18 protein-coding genes and 4 pseudogenes are annotated in these 18,292 nt (G+C 59.9%); 15 read left to right on the plus strand and 7 right to left on the minus strand.

The genetic code is table 11. The features are described from left to right. The first annotated feature begins 154 nt into the window (after nt 1-154). Together AC1Q64_RS24805 and AC1Q64_RS24810 are read left to right on the plus strand one after the other, a co-directional pair. The gene (locus AC1Q64_RS24805) at nt 155-715 is read left to right on the plus strand and encodes a chlorite dismutase family protein (protein ID WP_011514928.1); all 561 of its coding nucleotides are present in this window, start codon (nt 155-157) and stop codon (nt 713-715) included. A 7-nt stretch (nt 716-722) separates the two neighbouring features. Next, nucleotides 723-1,205 (plus strand): cupin domain-containing protein, encoded by a 483-nt coding sequence (locus tag AC1Q64_RS24810; protein ID WP_011514927.1) that lies wholly within the window; start codon nt 723-725, stop codon nt 1,203-1,205. Between the two features lie 1,110 nt (nt 1,206-2,315). Here the strand turns inward: AC1Q64_RS24810 and AC1Q64_RS24815 are convergent. From AC1Q64_RS24815 to AC1Q64_RS24835, 5 genes are read right to left on the minus strand one after another with little or no spacing between them, the layout of a single operon-like run. Beyond that, the gene (locus AC1Q64_RS24815) at nt 2,316-2,789 is read right to left on the minus strand and encodes a hypothetical protein (protein WP_492253101.1); all 474 of its coding nucleotides are present in this window, start codon (nt 2,787-2,789) and stop codon (nt 2,316-2,318) included. Beyond that, nucleotides 2,786-3,499 carry an FAD:protein FMN transferase gene (locus AC1Q64_RS24820; protein WP_492253102.1) on the minus strand — a complete coding sequence of 238 codons (714 nt, stop codon included), beginning with the start codon at nt 3,497-3,499 and terminating at the stop codon, nt 2,786-2,788. Before AC1Q64_RS24820 ends, AC1Q64_RS24815 begins: the two co-directional genes overlap by 4 nt. A gap of 6 nt (nt 3,500-3,505) precedes the next feature. After that, nucleotides 3,506-4,006, minus strand: a complete 501-nt coding sequence (locus AC1Q64_RS24825; protein ID WP_492253103.1) for an FMN-binding protein — start codon at nt 4,004-4,006, stop codon at nt 3,506-3,508. Then, nucleotides 4,006-5,307 carry a hypothetical protein gene (locus AC1Q64_RS24830; RefSeq protein WP_492253104.1) on the minus strand — a complete coding sequence of 434 codons (1,302 nt, stop codon included), beginning with the start codon at nt 5,305-5,307 and terminating at the stop codon, nt 4,006-4,008. Before AC1Q64_RS24830 ends, AC1Q64_RS24825 begins: the two co-directional genes overlap by 1 nt. Before the next feature lie 43 nt (nt 5,308-5,350). Continuing rightward, nucleotides 5,351-6,550: a cytochrome-c peroxidase gene (locus AC1Q64_RS24835; RefSeq protein ID WP_492253105.1), complete on the minus strand. Its 1,200-nt coding sequence runs from the start codon at nt 6,548-6,550 to the stop codon at nt 5,351-5,353. 126 nt (nt 6,551-6,676) lie between these two features. Here AC1Q64_RS24835 and AC1Q64_RS24840 point away from each other — a divergent pair. The 9 genes and pseudogenes from AC1Q64_RS24840 to tnpC form a co-directional block, all read left to right on the plus strand. After that, nucleotides 6,677-6,808: pseudogene (locus AC1Q64_RS24840) on the plus strand (chromate resistance protein ChrB domain-containing protein); the annotation flags it as partial. A 139-nt stretch (nt 6,809-6,947) separates the two neighbouring features. After that, entirely contained in the window at nt 6,948-8,501 is a 1,554-nt protein-coding gene (locus tag AC1Q64_RS24845) for a DUF4331 domain-containing protein (RefSeq protein ID WP_492253106.1), read from the plus strand. Between the two features lie 17 nt (nt 8,502-8,518). Then, nucleotides 8,519-8,770 (plus strand): hypothetical protein, encoded by a 252-nt coding sequence (locus AC1Q64_RS24850; protein ID WP_121943468.1) that lies wholly within the window; start codon nt 8,519-8,521, stop codon nt 8,768-8,770. A gap of 96 nt (nt 8,771-8,866) precedes the next feature. Then, complete coding sequence (locus AC1Q64_RS24855; RefSeq protein WP_492253107.1) at nt 8,867-10,009, plus strand: hypothetical protein; 1,143 nt, start codon at nt 8,867-8,869, stop codon at nt 10,007-10,009. 8 nt (nt 10,010-10,017) lie between these two features. Then, nucleotides 10,018-11,337 carry a HupE/UreJ family protein gene (locus AC1Q64_RS24860; RefSeq protein WP_492253108.1) on the plus strand — a complete coding sequence of 440 codons (1,320 nt, stop codon included), beginning with the start codon at nt 10,018-10,020 and terminating at the stop codon, nt 11,335-11,337. A 254-nt stretch (nt 11,338-11,591) separates the two neighbouring features. Further along, nucleotides 11,592-12,143, plus strand: a pseudogene (locus AC1Q64_RS24865) (helix-turn-helix domain-containing protein); the annotation flags it as partial. Between the two features lie 72 nt (nt 12,144-12,215). Then, entirely contained in the window at nt 12,216-12,539 is a 324-nt protein-coding gene (gene tnpA / locus AC1Q64_RS24870) for an IS66-like element accessory protein TnpA (RefSeq protein WP_492253109.1), read from the plus strand. 11 nt (nt 12,540-12,550) lie between these two features. Further along, complete coding sequence (gene tnpB, locus AC1Q64_RS24875) at nt 12,551-12,883, plus strand: IS66 family insertion sequence element accessory protein TnpB (protein WP_492253110.1); 333 nt, start codon at nt 12,551-12,553, stop codon at nt 12,881-12,883. Between the two features lie 81 nt (nt 12,884-12,964). After that, nucleotides 12,965-14,493 (plus strand): annotated as a pseudogene (gene tnpC / locus AC1Q64_RS24880) (IS66 family transposase). Here tnpC and merR read toward each other — a convergent pair. After that, entirely contained in the window at nt 14,482-14,919 is a 438-nt protein-coding gene (merR, locus tag AC1Q64_RS24885) for a mercury resistance transcriptional regulator MerR (RefSeq protein WP_492253111.1), read from the minus strand. The pseudogene tnpC and the gene merR overlap by 12 nt on opposite strands. A 42-nt stretch (nt 14,920-14,961) precedes the next feature. Here merR and merT point away from each other — a divergent pair, with 42 nt between their 5' ends. The 4 genes and pseudogenes from merT to AC1Q64_RS24905 form a co-directional block, all read left to right on the plus strand. Continuing rightward, complete coding sequence (gene merT / locus AC1Q64_RS24890) at nt 14,962-15,336, plus strand: mercuric ion transporter MerT (protein WP_492253112.1); 375 nt, start codon at nt 14,962-14,964, stop codon at nt 15,334-15,336. A gap of 14 nt (nt 15,337-15,350) precedes the next feature. Further along, the gene (gene merP / locus AC1Q64_RS24895) at nt 15,351-15,635 is read left to right on the plus strand and encodes a mercury resistance system periplasmic binding protein MerP (protein ID WP_492253113.1); all 285 of its coding nucleotides are present in this window, start codon (nt 15,351-15,353) and stop codon (nt 15,633-15,635) included. Beyond that, the gene (locus AC1Q64_RS24900; RefSeq protein ID WP_492253114.1) at nt 15,632-15,859 is read left to right on the plus strand and encodes a GDCCVxC domain-containing (seleno)protein; all 228 of its coding nucleotides are present in this window, start codon (nt 15,632-15,634) and stop codon (nt 15,857-15,859) included. Before merP ends, AC1Q64_RS24900 begins: the two co-directional genes overlap by 4 nt. A gap of 48 nt (nt 15,860-15,907) precedes the next feature. After that, nucleotides 15,908-16,222, plus strand: a pseudogene (locus tag AC1Q64_RS24905) (integrase core domain-containing protein); the annotation flags it as partial. 43 nt (nt 16,223-16,265) lie between these two features. Here the strand turns inward: AC1Q64_RS24905 and AC1Q64_RS24910 are convergent. Then, nucleotides 16,266-18,292 (minus strand): putative bifunctional diguanylate cyclase/phosphodiesterase (locus AC1Q64_RS24910; RefSeq protein ID WP_492253115.1); only part of this gene is annotated, 2,027 nt, incomplete at its 5' end.

An 18,292-nucleotide genomic window follows, 5' to 3' on the forward strand; every position in this document is an offset into this window, starting at 1 on the left:
GGTGAAAACTTGTTTGACTTCTTCATGGCTCAATCCTCTCAGAGTGTTGAGCCTCCTCAAAAACCGGGGCGATTCAATGATGCACAATCACGGGATCGGCAGATAGGTTCTTCGAAGCTGCAAGAGTTAAAACATTCACACATGAAAGATTGAAATGGATACACGATTATTTGCTTTCGTCGGCGCAGACATTGGCCCTTGGCGGATTGTCAGGGCCGAAACGAGAGTTGGCGAGCCCCTGCCTGAAGCCAAAAGGCTCAACGTCGTATCCGCTTCAGAGTTGCAGTCTGAAACCAATGCACCCTGGATACTTCGTGGAATAACCAGCAATGAACGATATGTCATGCGCGCAGAGAAGAATGAAATTGTAGCGAAGCAGCAAGGTCTGGCGCGCCCAGAAGCAACGTGCGGTGCGCTAATACCGATCCGGAAGAACGCAGCTTGGTGGGAGCTCACGCAAGACGAACGCCGGAGCGTTTTCGAACAGTCGAAGCACGTCCAAATCGGGCTTCAGTATTTGCCTGCAGTAGCGCGCAAGCTCCACCACTGCCGCGACCTCTCAGAGAATGAACCGTTCGATTTTCTGAATTGGTTCGAATACGCGCCAATTCATGAGGTTGAGTTCAACAGGCTGCTTTCCGAACTGCGTGCGTCAGAGGAATGGAAATACGTCGACCGAGAAGTCGATATTCGTCTTACGCAAGCACAGGTCTAACCCGCCGATGAACACGGACCCCCAACAGCGGCGCGTTGCGCCGCCGTTTCGGGCCGGTTATCGGCAACGTAGAACTCTCGGATACAGTTGTTCTGTAATAACTTCTCAAGCCAAATTGATTTTTGGAGTGGATATGGAAATGGAATCAAGAATATTTTCGGTAACAGAATATATTCGTCCGTCTGACGGCGAACCAATTCGTTCAGTGGTTCTGGAAACCAAGGACTCAGCAGTTGTTGTTTGGCATGCCCATCCTGGGCAAGAAATAACCGCTCATGTTCACCCGGACGGCCAAGATACTTGGACGGTTATCTCTGGAGAGGCTGAGTATTACCAAGGAGGCGGCAAAGTCGCTCATCTAAAGGCTGGAGATATTGCCATAGCAAAACCTGGCCAAGTGCATGGCGCTCTAAATACTAGTCCAGTGCCGTTTGTATTTGTCTCAGTGGTTGCATCTGGCAACGCGGGTTTTGCGTTGGCTGAAAAATAGTCTTTCTCAAATGTGTGCCCCAGAGAGTTCTAACCCATCCATCAACACGGACGCTGCGCGATGAAGCCGCGCCGCGCCGGCTAACTCCACGTTGAGCGTCAGCTTTCCATATGTCTGGGGGTCTGCAACGGGTCGGGTGCCGTCGCGTGCGCAGTGTCAAAGCTGACATGACTAATACATGAGATGGGCTGATGCTCGCCGTCCGGTCAGGCAGCTGCCCCCCTGCAGGACTCACAGCAGTTGTATGCCACCCGTCATCCGAGACGTCAGTCGGCCTCATCCAGACCGGAACAATCTGGACGTGACGTCCGGCTGGCATTGCCGTGATCGAAATGGCGGCTAGTGACACGACTGTTGGGTCTACCCCATCGACCGGGCGCGGGACAAGCCACGTTGATCGGCTGACGGAATTTTCGGCGGTTCCGGCTTAGAACCCCGTTCAGAAACTTCTGTCCCACAAGCCGTAGATCGCGGCTGCGCCTTCCGCCGCGCACGGGCGTGGCCGCCAGTATTCAAATCTTACTGGAGTCGAACGTGAAATCCGTCGAGCTCAACACCATCCCACGCCCGCTCCTGTCGGACGCAATGGCGCCCCTGCTTTCGGGGCTATTCGCCTTTGCTCAGATCATGCACAGGTGTTCGGAGTGGGCCTGAAGCTTTGATAGTTAACGCGAAGACGGGGACTCGTTGGCAGCACGCCTAGATCGTATCTTCCAACGGGAGTCTGTCCACAACGACGACCATCGCCAGTGAAGAGTCGCTGATTCCCAGCGGGACTCCATGAAGTCGAAATGATCGTGTTCTGATTTGCCCGTGACGGCATGCTGTATCGAATTGCGACTTCAGCCAACTCTGCGTGGTCCGCGGAGGAAATAGTGAATTTTCGCGGGTATGCATTCTTACGCGCCTTCCAATCTGCCATGAGAGAGACGAAAGGCGTGTCGTAAGTGTTGACTTTCGTAGAAGTTTATGGACTCCGGTGATCACGGCTTCCCGTTTGCGTATTTGTTTCGAACGGCTTCGACCTTCGCCGGCTTTTTTCCGAAATCAGAGGCACATCTCGATATGGCCTGCCTCGACCTTCTCAATCCAGAAACTTACCTTGCACCTTTATGCTCTGGCACGCCCGTGCCATGACAGGAGGCCTGCCATTGCGACCCCAATGGCCGCATGAATACCCCCCAGGAGGGAACGCAGATCCTCGGATGCGAAATAGTACAAGAGATAGGAGCTCGTCACTAGCAGCGCAGCAAGGCAGCAAAGCAGAACGCCGGTTCGCTGTTGCGTCACGAGCCGCCAGCGATGACTCAAACGCCAGCCCTGCGGGACGTGTGACGAGGCCAAGGCGCCGAACAGAAAAATACCCGCTATAGCAGCTAGGCCATGCAGGCGCAGAAGCCAAGCTTCCAGCGGGTGCGGTAGCTCGCCGGCGCCGGCACCAATGCTGTAATGCAGGATCAGCCAGATGAGGCCGGTCGATAGGAGTACGGCGCCACTGGCATAAAGCGTCTTGCGCTGCCACTTGGGCAGACGATAGCGTGGCAGATGCGATGGATGGGTACGGGAATGGTGGGAATGTGTCATACAGTGCGTAGCACATCATGTCGCCAAGCAAGAGCATCGAAACGCGCCAGCAGCGGGTGATCAGTGTCGCCGCAGAGCGCGACGATCTTGGTTAACGCATCGGCCCAAAGGCATAGCGGCGCGGCGACGCTGACATGGGCCTGCACGGGTCGGCTCGGTACCGAACGACTTCCCGGACCGTAGTGGCTTGTAGCAAAGGCACCGTCACGCAGCAGCGCGAACTCACGCGCGCCTCCGTGGGCTTCATCGCGCACAAGGATGGGCACCTCAATATCACCAAACACCCGCAGATCGCCGCCAGCATTCACCCACCCGGCAGTGACACCATGATTTTGCAAAGCCTTCACTGCGACATCTACCGCCAGGCCTTTGGCAATACCACCGAGGTCAAGCGTGACAGCGTCATTGAACTTGTACATGTAATCACCGTCGAGATGCCAAGCCTCTGAACCGCTGCCTAAACTTACGTCGAAGATACCGCCGCTTTCGATTTGCAGCTGACGCGCAACGGTCAATGCGCGCACAGCCAAGGCGCCGATGCGTAGCCTACCGCCGACAGACATGGCGTTGAAGCGAGCAATGTCACTACCAGACTCGAAGCGTGAGAGCTGCGCCTGCAATTCAGCTATCGCGGTAAATCCGGCGTCAATTCCCGTTGATGCACCGATCTCAACCAGCGTTCCGAGCAGCGGTCGTGCGCGTCTCTGCATCGCGACTCATTCCAGGCTACCTGAGCGGCGTGCGGCGCTCAGCGCGACTAAAATGCGACGTACTCCATCGGTGATGTGTGTGGAGCTCAACGTAGCCCCGCTGATATTGGCAATGTCTTCGCCGACTCGCAGCGGTGCAGAGGCCGTTTTACCGACAAACTGCTTGCGCCAAGCGGGAAGGCGGATCTCGCCGCCGTGACTCTCGCGGTAGGCCAAGATCTCCAGCTGCTTAATGCTTCCATCGGTGTCGACCCCAACCGCATAGCTAATCTGCTCGGTCTTTCCGACTACCTCGTCGAACACTACATAGCCGAGGGCGAGGCTCCCTTTTCTCGCGATGCGCATGCTGACTGATCGATTGCCCTCTGCCACTAGCGTCTTGGTCTCAAAGCGATCAGCATCCCGATACATCAGTCTTGCCGCTTGCTCAGCATTCAAATAAGTAACGGCGTAAACCGCCGATGGCGCAAGAGCAATCAGGGCGGCCGGTGCCAGCGCGATGCGCATCAGAAGCTCCAGCCGATTCCGAGGTTAAAGCGATTGGAGTCAACAGCTTCACGGAATCGTTGATAGTCGGCCTTGAGGACAACGCTCTGGGAAAGTTTGAAATTAGCACCAACGGTAACGACTTTTTCCGCGCGCGCAGCGTCGGGCGTCAGGCCAGCGCCAATGTCAGCATAGGATTTCGCGGTATTGAAATGCTCCCAGCGCACGAAAGGCGAAAGTGCATAGTCACCATCGGACCAGAGCTTGTATGCGGCCTGCAGGTAGAAGCCGTCAAAAGTCTTTGGAACTAAGGTGTCGTTGCCTATCAATGGGGTATTCAATCCTGCCGTATTGCTAATGCTGCCACGCGTGTAGACGGTCGATAAATCCCAGCGACCGGGTGTCCAGCGGGCGTGCAGGTCCCACAAGGTGATGCGTGATTTACTTGTGGCGAGGGCCTGGCTTGCATTGCCCGCGAAGACCGAACCGCCCAACAACAAGCCAGGGATACCGCGCCAGTTGGCCGACCCGAACACGGCTACATCGTGCGCTTTAGCCAGGGACAATTCCTGATGGATGCTGCCAAGTGGTGACTCACGCCCCTCGGTACTGGTGGCGTCCCACTTGGTCAAGTCGAAGCTGGTGGTCAGGCCGCCTTGTAGGGTCATCCCATTATCGAAGTTGCTGATGAGCTGAATACCGCCTTCGCGCCAAGTACTGGGGATGATTGCTGTCTCAACGAAGTTGCGCTCCACACCGTAAAAAGCCGTGGGCTCATGGTTCTCGTTCAACAAGCCCACTGGCATCAGAAACAGCCCTGCACGCAGCGCGAGGTTCGGGCGGATTTCGTGTTCGATAAAGGCCTGTTCGATTGCTACCTCACCGCGGTCGCCAGCCGAGGACACTGCATGCTCAACCTCAAGCTCAGTGACGAGCTTGGTCTTCTCGTCGAATCGGTGCTGGTAACCCAACACGAAGCGGCGGATGTCGGCTTGGGCATTATGGCCGGCGCGAGTCGGGCGGTTGTAGTTGATTTCGCCATAGCTGGTCAACACAGTAGCGGGCCCGCTTCGTGTTGACTCACCCTCAGCGGTAGTCCCTAGACCGGTGGCGGGCGTCGCAGGATCCGCAGCTGGCCGGGCGGCGCTCTGCTGCTGCAACTGAGAAAGTTGGGCCTTGACGGAGACGAGTTCGGCGGCGAGCTGGTCAAGTTTCCGAGCCAGCTCGGTCTCAGCCGCGGTTTGGGCATGGGCACTGCCGATCGCTAAAGCCAAAGCGGTAGTTAGTAGGCTGCGAACGGGCAGCAATCGAGAAACGACCATAAAAGCTCCGGGAGTCTGTGTAAAAAAGATGGAATGGTGGGACTCAGCGCGACACGTACCCGTCGCTTAATGTGCGCAGGAAGGTGATAAGGTCGTCGATCTCTGCATCGCTCAGCGCGGGCGCATCGCCGGGCTTGCGGTTGTAAGGGGCCTCTGTAATGTTGACGTTGCCTACGTAGGCTCGAGGCAGATCATCGAATTTGCGCACGCTGCCATCTGCATTGAGCGGGTACCACTTTTCTGGGTTGGTATCGCGCTGAACATAGAAGGTCAGTGCTTCTTTCAGCGAGGCGAAGCGGCCGTTGTGGAAGAACGCTTGTCTTTTGACCACATTGCGTAGCGACGGAACCTTAAACGCTCCGCAGAGGTCGCGGCGCGCGTTCAGATCGGCGCGCTCACACAGGCCGAGATCAAAATAGTTCGCATCTGTATTGCGCTGAATCGCGGGGTTGCGAGGCACGCCGAGATTGTCGAAGCTGAAATCGGTGAACAACGGGAGACTACCGTCGGTGGCCTTGGCTGATGGATGGCAAGCTTGGCAATTGCCCTTGGCCGGACTGTTGAAGAGTGCGAGGCCGCGCAGCTCTTGCTCAGTCAGCGCGACGTTGCCCCGCAAGAATTCGTCGTATTTGCTGGAGAACGGCTGAAAATCGGCATCTTCCTTCTGGTATTGGGCGAGGGCGAGGGTGATGCGGTCCATCGCTTCGTTTGGCCGGCTGAAGATGTCGGTGCCGAATACGCGCGTGAATTCATCGGCGTAGCTGACCTTTGCAAGCCGTGCGATAACTGCCGGCACGTCGGCATTTGCCATTTCGAATGGATTGGTGAAAGGACCGGCAGCCTGCGCTTGTAGCGATTGTGCTCGGCCATCCCAGAAGAAGCCGCCCGTGGGCGTGCCATCCGCAGCGAAGCGAAAAGCACTGTTAAAGGACAGATAGTTGATGGATGGAGCGCTTCGGCGGCCCTGTTGATCCAGCAGAGGCCCTCCCAACTGTGCAGCCAGAGTATTCGATGGACCGTGAGCTTGATTCGCATTGTGGCAACTAGCACAAGACTGCCGCCCTGAACTCGATAGCGAAGAGTCGTTGAAGATTTTCTCGCCTAACGCCGCTTGGGCTGACAGCGTTGCTCTTTCGGGTAGACCTGTGGTTGTGGTCGTATTACTTCCCCCTCCACAGCCAGCCAGCAAAGCCATCGTTGCCAGTAGGCTCCATCGCCCCCTCCGAAAGATCCGTATCAGCATGTCACTACCGTCAATCGGTGGGGCTTCCACCGGAATGTTAATGAGAAAGAGTCGCAATTATAGCTTATTGGGTATCTAAATGTGATTCCGGTGCCAGCCGACTCTGGAAACACAAGGAGGTGCTGCATGAAATGGGTCACCCGCGAGCGGCGCAAGATCAATCGAATTGCCTGCCCCTAGCTGATTGCCCGGTTCATCAACAAAGAGCCTGAATTCCTCAATGTGCCTTCGGCTTCTGTGCTACAGGTGGCTCAGGACTTGGCATGAGGTACCGCAACTAGCTCTGTTTTGCCCCATTAGGGTAATTGCCAATAGGTCAATTGAATCTAGATACTTTTTGGTTGCGTAAAGAGATGGGGTGCTTGGCACCCCACCATCCACCTACGAGGAGATCCCCATGCCATTGAAAAAAATCAGTCTGGCCGTGCTGGCTGTTCTGGCTGCCAGCGCAGCGGGCGTCAGTCTGGCGTCCAGCCACCGCGAGGCGCCGTTCATCACGACCCAGCCCAAGGTTGACGGCAGTGACTTCTACCTGTTCAACAGCTACGAACCGGGTCGAGCGGGTTTTGTCACCATGATCGCCAACTACCTGCCGCTGCAGGATGCCTATGGCGGCCCCAACTACTTCAGCCTGGACTCGAATGCGCTGTACGAGATCCACATCGACAACAACGGCGACGCGGCGGAGGACATCACCTTTCAGTTCCGCTTCAAGAACACGCTGAACAATGGTGGCAACGGCATCACGCTCGATATCGGTCCTGATGGTGCCCGCAAGAAGGTGGCCATTCCGCTGCGCAACGCCGGTGGCATCAGCGGCGCAGCGGGCGACCCGCTGGCTTACCGTGAAGAGTACGAGATGTTCATCGTGCGCGGTGACCGCCGTACCGGCAAGCGCGAGCAGATCACCATGGCCGGTGGGGGTACCACCTTCACCAAGCCCATCGACTACATCGGTGAAAAATCGCTGGGCAATGCGACCGCCTACGACGCCTATGCCGGCAAGTATGTGTATGGCATCAACATCCCTGGCTGCGCCACCCCCGGCAAGGTGTTTGTGGGCCAGCGGCAGGACCCGTTCCCGGTGTCGTTGGGCACCATCTTTGATCTGGTGAATGCACCTGCCGCCGTCATCACCAGCGAGTCGAATGCTGCGGCCTTCGGCGCGGGCCAGATTGCCAACAAGAACGTGACGTCGCTCGCGGTGGAAGTGCCCACCAATTGCCTGACTGCTGCATCGGGCGAGAAGGTCATTGGCGGCTGGACCACTGCCAGCCTGCGCCAGGCCCGCTTGCTCAATGGCAAGCCAGACTCGGGCCTGCAGACCAGCGAGAAGGCCGGTGGCGCATGGACGCAGGTCTCGCGCCTGGGCATGCCGCTGGTCAACGAGGTGGTGATTGGCCTCAAGGACAAGGACAAGTTCAACGCGTCCAAGCCCAAGGATGATGCGGCCAACTTTGCGGACTACGTGACGCACCCCACGCTGCCCGCGCTGGTCGAGACGCTGTTTGGCGCCAAGGCCCCCACGAACTTCCCGCGCACCGACCTGATGACGGCCTTCCTCACGGGGCTGCCCACCGTCAATCGCCCTGGCAACATCACCGGCCTGGGTGCCGGCGGCCCCCTGGCCGAAATGCTGCGCTTGAACACGGGCATTGCCGCCACGGCTGCGGCTGCGCAGAACTCGCTGGGGGTGGTGGCAGGGGATGCGGCCGGCTTCCCGAACGGCCGCCGCTTGGGCGACGACGTGGTGGACGTATCGCTGCGCGTGGCCATGGGTGCGCTGTGCACGGTGACGGGTGCCACGGACACGCTCAAGGTGGGCTGCAAGCCGGGTGATGCCCCGGCAGGAGGGGTAGCGTTTGTGGACGGCTCGCGCACCAAGGCGACGGACTACCGTACGGCGTTTCCGTATGTGAACCCGCCGCTCCCCGGTGCCAAGAACTTCTGATCCGAAGGAGCCACACCATGCAAAAGAACCTTCGGATTCAGCACCTGGCCCTTACTTCGGTGGCGGCATTGGCCATCACCGGTTGCGGCGGGGGCGGTAGCGGCGACAACACGGCAGACCCTGGCAATGGGGGCCCCGTGATGGTGAACGCGTTCGCGTATGTGCAGCCCATTGTGGCCAGCGGCGCATCGGACACCACTGAACCTCAGGCGGTAGACCAGCTGGTGCTGTCCAGCACCGAGGCTGAAGAGCCCGATTCGCGGCTCTGACCCTCGCGCGATGTCCTGACTGCGCCCTGAAGGGGTGTGGCCAGGGCGTGCGTGGGTGATTGTGTCTCTTTCGATATCCGCTGTTGTCACGATCCCATGAAGAAACCTCATCACTGTGTGTGCGTGGCCTTGTGCCTGGTGCTATGGGCGGGCACGGCCCTGGCGGCCTTGCCGCAGGACTTGCCACCTGGCCTCGATGCCGATGTGGTCGAGCGTCTGCCCGAGCGTGTGAGCGCAGCCCCCGCCACGCCCCAGGCCGCTGCCGCCACGGCCCGGCGCTGGATCACGCTGTCACGCGAGACGGCGGACCCGCGTTACCTGGGCCGGGCACAGGCGGCCCTGGCACGCTGGTGGGGCCAGGCGGACGCCCCGGCCGATCTGCTGGTGTTGCAGGCCACCGTAGAGCAAGGGCGCCATGAATTTTCAGCCGCGCGCGCCACGCTGGAGCGCGCCTTGCAAACCAACCCCGCACAGGTGCAGGGCTGGCTCACGCTGGCCACCCTGGAGCGTGTGGCCGCGCGCTATGAGGCCGCCGAGGCCGCCTGCCGCAACGTAGCCCGCTATGGTGCTGCGCTGTATGCCACCGCCTGCCTGCTTGAAACCCGTTCACTGCAAGGCCAGCACGATGCCGCGCGCAATGGCTTCACCGCACTGCGGCAGCAGGTGGCGGGGGATGCTGCCCAGCGGGCCTGGATCGGGTCGCTGCTGGCCGAGAGCGAAGAGCGCGCAGGGCGCGATGACGCTGCCGACGCGGCCTACCGCCGCAGCTTGGCCGATGCCCCCGACGGCTACACCGCGCTGGCCTATGCCGACCAGCTGTTGCGCCGCAATCGTGCGAGCGCCGCACTGGAGGTGCTCCGGCACCAGCCCGACAGCGACTCCGTGCTGCTGCGGCGCGCGCAGGCCCTGCGGCTGATGGGGGACGCCGCGTGGCAGCCCCTGGTGCGCGACCTGGAAGCGCGTTTTGCCGCCATCGCGGCGCGCGGCGAGGGGCTGGACGCCCACGCCCGGGAGCGTGCCTTGCTGGCGCTGTGGTTGCAGGGGCAACCCGCCGCCGCATGGAAGGCGGCCCGCACCAACCTTGCCCTGCAAAAAGAGCCCCTCGACTGGTGGCTTGCACTGCAGACCTCTGAGCAGTCGGGCGACGCTGCTGCCCACCAGGCCGTGCGGCAGGCCCTGCAGCAAGCAGGGCTGCAAGACCTGCGTCTGGCGCGCTGGCAGACCCGGGGAGCCCAATGATGCGCTGCATGCACTGGATAACGGGCCTCCTGCGCCCACACGGGCGTTCCCTGCGGGCCATGGTGGCTGTCGCGTTGACTGCCGCAGCACTGGCGCCCAGCGCCTGGGCCCACAAGGCCAGCGACGCCTATCTGCGGGTGACGGATGCGCTGGCACCCCAGGGCACTGCAGGGGCGGGCGCATCGATAGGCCTTGTGCTGTCGGTGGCCTTGAAGGACGTGGATGCCGCGCTGGAGCAGCTCGATGCCGATGGCGACCGTCAGCTCACATGGGGCGAGGTGCGACAGTCCATGCCCGCCATCGTCCAGTGGGTGGGCCAGGGCATGTTGTGGCAGTGCGACGGAACGGCGACGGTGCCTGCCTGGCGCTTTGAAGCGTTGGAGCAGCGCACCGATGGGCGTTACGCGCGGCTGGCTGCCACGCTGCCCTGTGCGCCAGCCCAGGCGGTCACTCTGCGCTACGGCCTGATGCAGGGCATCGACCCCACACACCGCCTGCTGGTGGGCGGCGCGTTGAGCGGCCAGACGCTGGCAGCCGTGCTGGCCCCTGACGGGCGCTCGGGCACCGACCTGCGCTCTGCGGGCAGCCGCGCAGGACAAGCGGGGGCAGACGGTGCGGAAGGGTCTCAAGGTGCGGACGCAACAGAGCCCGGCGCCCCACGCGGCGGGTTGGCCACGCTGCTGCACTTTGTGACCGAGGGGGTGCACCACATCCTGTCTGGCTACGACCACCTGGCCTTTTTGCTGGCACTGTTGCTGCCCATCTCCCTGGCGCGGCCGCAGCCCCGCCACCGCGATCTGCCATTGCACACGGAGTCCGGCACAACACCGATCGCTGAAACCCCGGCCTCCGGCGCCAGGGACCGCTTCGCCGGGATCAAGGCGCTCCTGCTCACGGTGACCTGTTTCACCGTGGGCCATTCCATCACGCTGGCACTGGCAGGCCTGGGCTGGGTCACCGTGTCGGGCAACTGGGTGGAGCCCGCCATTGCCATCAGCATCGGCATCTCGGCGTTGCTGAACCTGTTTCCCGTCCAAGGCCTGCGCAGTAGCTGGCTTGCTCTGGGCTTTGGGCTGGTGCACGGGCTGGGTTTTTCCGGTGTGCTGGTCGAAGCGGGCGTGGCGGGGGCTTCGCTGTTGTGGGCCCTGGCGGGGTTCAACCTGGGGGTCGAAGTGGGCCAACTGATGGTGGTCGCCCTGTGGTGCGCGGTCTCGGTGGCATTGGCGCGCAGGGCGTGGTACCGCTCGGTGGTGGTGCGTGGGGGCTCCGTCGCGTTGCTGGTGCTGTCGCTGTACTGGACCGTGCAGCGTTTGATGATGTCCAGCTGACCGCGCCACAAAGTGAAGGGCATAACACGGATCTTGTTCTGGGAATCATTTTTCTAAAACCCGGAGATGGCATGGTCCAGCCACCTTTGGCGCTGCGCCGCGGTAACCCTCCCGTAGACAGGGGTGTCGCCAGTTCAGTTGCAAAGTGCCAGAGTGGCAACCCTCGCAACCACTGAGCCTGGAGGCCGCCATGCAATCGACTCTAAACCTGCCTGTCATCGGACTGGACTTGACCAAGTGCCCGTCGCCTGGAGATGGTCCAGCAGATGACACTGCAGGGCCTCAGTGCAGTGCAAGCCGCTGCTGTGCAAGGCGTCACCCCGCCATCGGCCAGAAAGTTGCTGGGGCGCTATCTGGCTGGCGGTGAGGCTGCCCTTGCCGATGCATCCTCCAGGCCCGCCAGCTCGACCCATGCCATCGATCCATCCAAGGCCTTGCTGATCCTGGAGTTGCGCAAGCGGAGCATGCTGCAGGCGCGCGTTGCACGCAGCGTGGGTGTCTCCCAGGCCCCGGTGGCTCGCATGCTGTCCAGGGCAGGCTTGTCCAAGCTGAGCGATCTGGTGCCTGCTGAGCCTGAGGTGCGCTACGAACACGTGACGCCCGGCGATCTTCTGCACATCGACACCAAGAAGCTCGGCGTCATCGTCAGACCAAGCCATCGGGTCACAGGCAATCGCAAAGATTCGGTCGATGGAGCGGGTTGGGAGACGCTGTTCGTTGCCATTGATGACCATGCCCGCATTGCCTTCACCGCCATGCACCCCGATGAGAAGAAGGGCCAGGCAGTACAGTTACTGGTAAGCGCGGGGTCATCCCACCCTTGAAGCGATTGGTCTAAGCGGCAACGATGGTGTCCACCAAGCGAATAGGTGGACACCATGAACGAATCCAAGAAGAAGACCCGCCGACGGTACGGGGCCGAGCTCAAGCAGCAGATCCTTGCCCAGTGCGCCGGGCCAGGCGCATCGGTGGCCGGTATTGCCCTGTCGCACGGCATCAACGCCAATGTCGTGCACAAGTGGCGCCGCGAAGCGGGTGGCGCGCTGCCTGCACTCCAGGCTCCCGCATTCGTTCCAGTGTCGCTACCGCCAGCGGCATGTGCACCTGAGCCGGACATCCGCATCGAGCTGCGCCGTGGCGCCACCAGCGTCTCGGTGAACTGGCCTGTGGACGCAGCCGATCAGTGCGCCGTGTGGATGTGAGAACTGCTCAAGTGATCCGGGTTGATGCGCTGTGGCTGGCCACCGAACCGCTGCACATGCGAGCGGGCACCGAGACGGCGCTGGCTCGCGTGGTGTCGGTCTTCGGCGCAGCGCGCCCGCACCACGCCTACCTGTTCGCCAATCGACGAGCCAACAGCATGAAGGTGCTGGTGCACGACGGCATCGGTGTGTGGTTGGCAGCGCGGCGCCTGAACAGCGGCAAGTTCGTCTGGCCGCGTGATGCGGAAAGCACCGCTTCGCTCACCCGAGCCCAGTTCGATGCGCTGGTGCTGGGCCTGCCTTGGCAGTGCCTGGCCGACGGTGGTGTCATCACCGTGGTCTGACTCTGACGCGCAGACCGGTGCTTGCCAATTGGGGCATGCGCCAATGGTGCACGCGTGCCAGTGCAGGCACAGTGAATGCCCATGGTGGTCGAGCCTCAATTCCTGCAGAGCCTGAGCGCAGAAGAGCTGAGTGAGCTGACCACGCGCCTCATGACGCAGCTGCGCCACCAGAGCGCGCTGCTGGACAAACTCACGCACGAGAACGCGCTCTTGAAGCGCATGTAGTTCGCGGCTCAATCCGAACGCTTCAACCCCGAACAGAAGAGCCTGCTCGAAGACGAGATCGAGGCCGACCTGGCGGCCGTGGCCACGGAGATCGATGCGCTGCAAGAAGCGCAGGCGCCCGCCAAGATTGAAGAGAAGAAGGTTCCCAAGCGCGCGCCGCTGCCAGCCAACCTGCCGCGGCGCGAGATCCGCCACGAGCCCGAATCCACCATGTGCCAGTGCGGCTGCCAGATGAAGCGCGTGGGCGAGGACGCGGCCGAGAAGCTGGACTACGTGCCTGGTGTGTTCAGTGTCGAGCGCCACATCCGGGGCAAGTGGGCATGCGCGAAGTGCGAGACGCTCACCCAAGTCCCCGTCGATCCGCACGTCATCGGCAAGGGCATCCCCACCACCGGGCTGCTGGCGCAGGAGCTGGTGGCCAAGTACGCAGACCACCTTCCGCTGTACCGCCAGGAAGCGATCTTCGGTCGAGCCGGTCTGGCTATCCCACGCTCCACGTTGGCGCAATGGGTGGGCTCCTGCGGCGTGCAGCTGCAGCCGCTGGTGGACACCATGAGAAACGAGCTGCTGCAGCACCGCGTGCTGCATGCCGACGAGACGCCGGTGTCCATGCTTAAACCGGGCACAGGAAAGATACATCGCGCCTATCTATGGGCCTATGCGACGGGCGCGTTCGAGAACACCCGGGTGGTCGTCTACGACTTCTGCGAATCGCGCTCGGGCGAACATGCTCGGCGCTTCCTGGGCGACTGGAGAGGGAGCCTGACCTGTGACGACTTCAGCGGCTACAAGGCCTTGATCGCCTGTGGCGTGAGCGAGGTTGGCTGCCTGGCGCACGGGAGGCGCAATTCTTCGATCTGCACGCGGCGAACCAGAGCCAGATTGCCGAGTTCGCGCTGCAGCAGTTCGGTCGTGTTTACGAGATCGAGCGCGAGGTCAAGGAGCTCAGCGCCGATCAGCGCCAAGCCATTCGGCAACAACAAACGAATCCGCTGCTCGATGCCTTGCACCAGTGGATGCTGCTGCAACGCCAGAAGGTACCCGAGGGTTCAGCGAGCGCCAAGGCGCTTGACTACAGCCTGCGGCGCTGGGTGGCGTTGACCCGGTTCGTCGACGATGGGCAACTGCCGGTGGACAACAACTGGATCGAGAACCAGATCCGTCCGATCGCCATTGGCCGCATCAACTGGCTCTTCGCTGGCAGCCTGCGCGCGGGACAACGCACAGCCGCCGTCATGAGCCTGATCCAGTCAGCGCGCATGAATGGGCATGACCCCTACGCCTACCTGCGCGATGTGATGGCACGACTGCCCATGCAGCGCGCCAGCCGCATCCATGATCTATTGCCACATCGCTGGCAGTCCACCATTGATTCAAATGTTTAGAGAGGGCGACTGTGTCTCCATTGCCGCAATCAGCGGGCAGCGGATCTTGCCTGTTCCAGAACCGCAGAGATCGATCAATTCGGAGAGTACAACTTCCATCCGGTGCAGGTCTGCAAGCTTGAGCCGAACTTCGGCGAGCTTGGACTGTGCGTGTGTACGGGCTTGAGCGCAGCTCGCACCATCGTCGAGTTGCAGCAACTGCGCGGTCTCATCCAGGCTGAACCCCAGCCGCTTTGCAGTCTTGATGAAATGCAATCGCGACAGGTCATTCTGGTCATACCGCCGAATGCTGCCCTGGGGCCGTTCTGGCTCGGGCATCAGCTCCTTGCGTTGGTAGAACCTTATGGTCTCTATGTTGACACCGGCCGCCCTGGCCAGCTCACCAATGGTCAAGCTGGGGTGGGCATGCGGAAGAGGAAGGCTCATGGTGCTTGACTCCGTACCAATGTACGGAACTAAGCTTAAGCCATGTCAACAAAATCTACCGACAATTCTGACCGTGCCACTGGCGGTGGAAAGGCCTTGATCGCCGGTGGCCTGTCCGCGCTCTTGGCGTCCGCCTGCTGTCTTGGTCCTCTGGTGCTGATCATGCTGGGCATCTCTGGGGCATGGATCAGCACGTTGACCCTGCTGGAGCCGTACCAGCCGCTGTTCATTGGTGCAGCCACTATCGCCTTGATCTTTGCAGCACGCCGGATATGGCGCCCGGTTGTGGCCTGTGAAGCGGGTCAGGTATGTCAACGGCCGATGGTCAACCACTCCTACAAAGTGTTGTTTGCCTTGGTGACACTGCTGCTGGTGGCTGCGCTGGTGTTCCCTCTGTTCGCCCACTGGTTCTACTGATGAAAGATCCCGATATGAAGCAGTTGATCATGACCACTGCAGCAGTCTTGCTGCTGACCCCCGCCTGGGCTGCCCAACAGAGTGTCACCCTCTTGGTGCCCGGCATGACATGTGCCACTTGCCCTATTACGGTGAAGAAGGCGCTGACTCAAATCGACGGAGTCATTGACGTCAAATCCAACCTGGCCAAACGAGAAACCACGGTGGTCTTTGATGACACCAGAGTCAAGGTGGAAGTGCTGACCAAGGCCACCACGGAAGCCGGCTTCCCGTCATCTGTTGCCCCGGCCAAGCCGTGACAGGTTTGATCTTGGACTCTGTTCTGACATGCCCTGAGTGTGGGTATGCCAAGAACGAAATAATGCCGACGGATGCGTGCCAATGGTTCTACGAGTGCGGAATTTGCCACGCCGTCTTGCGTCCAAAACCGGGCGATTGTTGTGTGTTCTGCTCGTTCGGTTCGGTGCCGTGCCCTCCAATCCAGGCCGGTGGCGACGACGCTTGCTGCGGTTCCACAACGTAGAGGTTCGCCTGCTCAGCAACCTTCAACGACAGATCAATGTGGGATGCCCGGACGCTTACGGACAACGGAGCTGCGTTTCGTTCAGGTGAGTTCGCCGATGCCTGCACGGCCTTGGGCATCCGGCACAAGTTCACCCGGGCCTACCGGCCACAGACCAATGGCAAGGCAGAGCGATTCATTCAATCAGCACTGCGCGAATGGGCCTATGGCTGGAGCTACCAGAACTCAGCCTAGCGAACGCTAGCCTTGGCAAGCTGGCAGCATCACTACAACTGGCACCCGCCACACAGTGGCATTGGCGGCTTGATGCCTATGGACAGACTCAATCCAACAGGAAATAACCTGTTGACTCTTCACAGCTAGTCCTTGTCGGTGATGGTTATCAGCATTCAATACATGACGTTAGTCAACACCCAAGCGACTGCGGCTGGTACAAAAATCCCTCAGCAGTTTGTGGACGGCCCACGAGATATCCCTGCAGCTGATCGCACCCTCCGCGACGTAAAAAATCTGCTTGCTCTTGGGTTTCAACACCTTCGGCAATCACCTGCATACCCAAGTTGTGAGCCATCGCAATGATGGCGCTGCAGATGCCTGCGTCCATGGGATCCGTGGTGATATCTCTTACGAAAGACCGATCAATTTTGACGTAGTCGATAGGAAATTGTTTGAGATAGCTGAGGCTGGAATACCCCGTTCCAAAGTCATCTAAGGCGATGCGAACTCCGATTGCGCGCAGGGCATTCAATGTACGAATAAAACCTTCTGGATCGCTCATCATCACTGATTCAGTGATCTCAAGATGCAGCCCTTGAGGCTCCAAGCCAGTGCGCTCCAGCACATCGGTGATCGTCGTTAACAAACTTCCCTGCTTGAACTGAATACCAGAGACGTTGACGGCTACAGGGACGCTGCAAATTCCTGACTCTCGCCATAAGCGGTTTTGCCTGCAGGCGTCTTCGAGCACCCACTCGCCCAGGGGAACAATAACCCCCGTTTGCTCAGCAAGCGCTATGAATTGAATCGGGGGTACCATTCCGCGCTCTGGATGATTCCATCTGATCAGCGCCTCTACGCCGCACAACTCACCTGTGTGAGAGTCACACTTTGGCTGATAGTGCAGCGTAAACTCATTTCGCATAAGCGCCTGACGCAACGCTCGTTCTAGTTCCAGTCGATCACCGCCGCGAAGGTCCAAGGAAGGTTGATAGGTCCTCACGACACCTCGGCCATCTTCTTTCGCCTTGTACATCGCGAAATCTGCACGTTGAATGAGCTGCTCTGCCGTGCCCCCATCGCGGGGGAAAACGGCCAGCCCGATACTGGCAGCTGCAAAGTACTCCTTGCCATCCAGCTGCATCGGCTGCGCAAGTTGTGCCTGAATGCGAGAGATCACACTCTTCAGTTCGTCTGGTTCTCCCAAACCTCCCATTACCAGTACGAATTCATCTCCACCGAGGCGAGCCACCGTATCGGTTGGACGTACGCACTCAACCATGCGAGCAGCCACCATACGAAGAACTTCATCTCCTGCAGCGTGACCAATGCTGTCATTGAAGGTTTTGAAATTATCAAGATCTAGAAAGGCTACCCCTACCAACGTCTCGTGACGCTGTGCCGCCGTGATAGCCTGCTCCAAACGAGCCTCCAACAACTGCCGATTCGGCAGCGATGTCAAAGCGTCGTAGTGCGCACGATGTGCGAGATCTTGCTCATACTGGATGCGTTCAGTCACATCAGTTTGAACGCCAACATAGTGGGTAACATTTCCCCGTGCATCGTGAACCGGAGCTACTCGCAAACTGTTCCAGAACACGGCGCCGTCCTTGGTGAAATTCCTGATAGTGGCCTCACCCGTTCGGTGCTCCCGCAAGGCCGCTCGAATCTCATTGAGCCCCGGTTGCTCGGAATCGCCGAGCTGAAGGAATCTGCAATTCTTTCCTATGGCCTCAACTGATGAATACCCAGTCATTCGCTCGAAAGCTGGATTTACGTAGACCAAGGGTAAATCAGGCATCTGAGCGTCGCATATCACTATTCCATCACTGGATGATTCAACTGCTGCCTGCGTTAACCGAAGAGCCTCAGTGGCTGCAGATCGAGCTGCCTCCTGCGCCATGGCCGTCAGCGCGTGCGACAAGTTATCACCAATGGATTGCAACAGCCGATTTTCTTCGCGTTGAAAAAAGTTGGGTTGGTCAGCAGTGAAAACCAGAGCGTCGGTACAAATCCCATTAGTGAATAGTGGAACTATCGCCACCGCACGAAAACCGCGCTCCAGTGCCAAATCTCGCCATTTGATAACACGATCATCAGTCGCTGGTTCGTTGCAGACAACATACTGGCCCTCACGCATTGTTGACGCCGACCGAAAACTGAGCCACTTTTTGGTGTGATGCCGACCTAAAACTGAGCCAGGTGTTTTACCTACCC

It is taken from the genome of Acidovorax sp. GW835-FHT14G06, from assembly GCF_058793595.1.

Bases quoted from the DNA above. Each gene is read 5' to 3' on its own strand.
- AC1Q64_RS24815 (WP_492253101.1), bottom strand. From the start codon at position 2,789: ATGACACATTCCCACCATTCCCGTACCCATCCATCGCATCTGCCACGC.
- AC1Q64_RS24855 (WP_492253107.1), top strand. From the start codon at position 8,867: ATGAAGAAACCTCATCACTGTGTGTGCGTGGCCTTGTGCCTGGTGCTA.
- AC1Q64_RS24830 (WP_492253104.1), bottom strand. From the start codon at position 5,307: ATGGTCGTTTCTCGATTGCTGCCCGTTCGCAGCCTACTAACTACCGCT.
- merT (WP_492253112.1), top strand. From the start codon at position 14,962: ATGTCAACAAAATCTACCGACAATTCTGACCGTGCCACTGGCGGTGGA.
- tnpA (WP_492253109.1), top strand. From the start codon at position 12,216: ATGAACGAATCCAAGAAGAAGACCCGCCGACGGTACGGGGCCGAGCTC.
- AC1Q64_RS24810 (WP_011514927.1), top strand. From the start codon at position 723: ATGAACACGGACCCCCAACAGCGGCGCGTTGCGCCGCCGTTTCGGGCC.
- AC1Q64_RS24845 (WP_492253106.1), top strand. From the start codon at position 6,948: ATGCCATTGAAAAAAATCAGTCTGGCCGTGCTGGCTGTTCTGGCTGCC.
- AC1Q64_RS24805 (WP_011514928.1), top strand. From the start codon at position 155: ATGGATACACGATTATTTGCTTTCGTCGGCGCAGACATTGGCCCTTGG.
- AC1Q64_RS24835 (WP_492253105.1), bottom strand. From the start codon at position 6,550: ATGCTGATACGGATCTTTCGGAGGGGGCGATGGAGCCTACTGGCAACG.
- AC1Q64_RS24860 (WP_492253108.1), top strand. From the start codon at position 10,018: ATGCACTGGATAACGGGCCTCCTGCGCCCACACGGGCGTTCCCTGCGG.
- merP (WP_492253113.1), top strand. From the start codon at position 15,351: ATGAAGCAGTTGATCATGACCACTGCAGCAGTCTTGCTGCTGACCCCC.
- merR (WP_492253111.1), bottom strand. From the start codon at position 14,919: ATGAGCCTTCCTCTTCCGCATGCCCACCCCAGCTTGACCATTGGTGAG.
- AC1Q64_RS24825 (WP_492253103.1), bottom strand. From the start codon at position 4,006: ATGCGCATCGCGCTGGCACCGGCCGCCCTGATTGCTCTTGCGCCATCG.
- AC1Q64_RS24850 (WP_121943468.1), top strand. From the start codon at position 8,519: ATGCAAAAGAACCTTCGGATTCAGCACCTGGCCCTTACTTCGGTGGCG.
- AC1Q64_RS24820 (WP_492253102.1), bottom strand. From the start codon at position 3,499: ATGCAGAGACGCGCACGACCGCTGCTCGGAACGCTGGTTGAGATCGGT.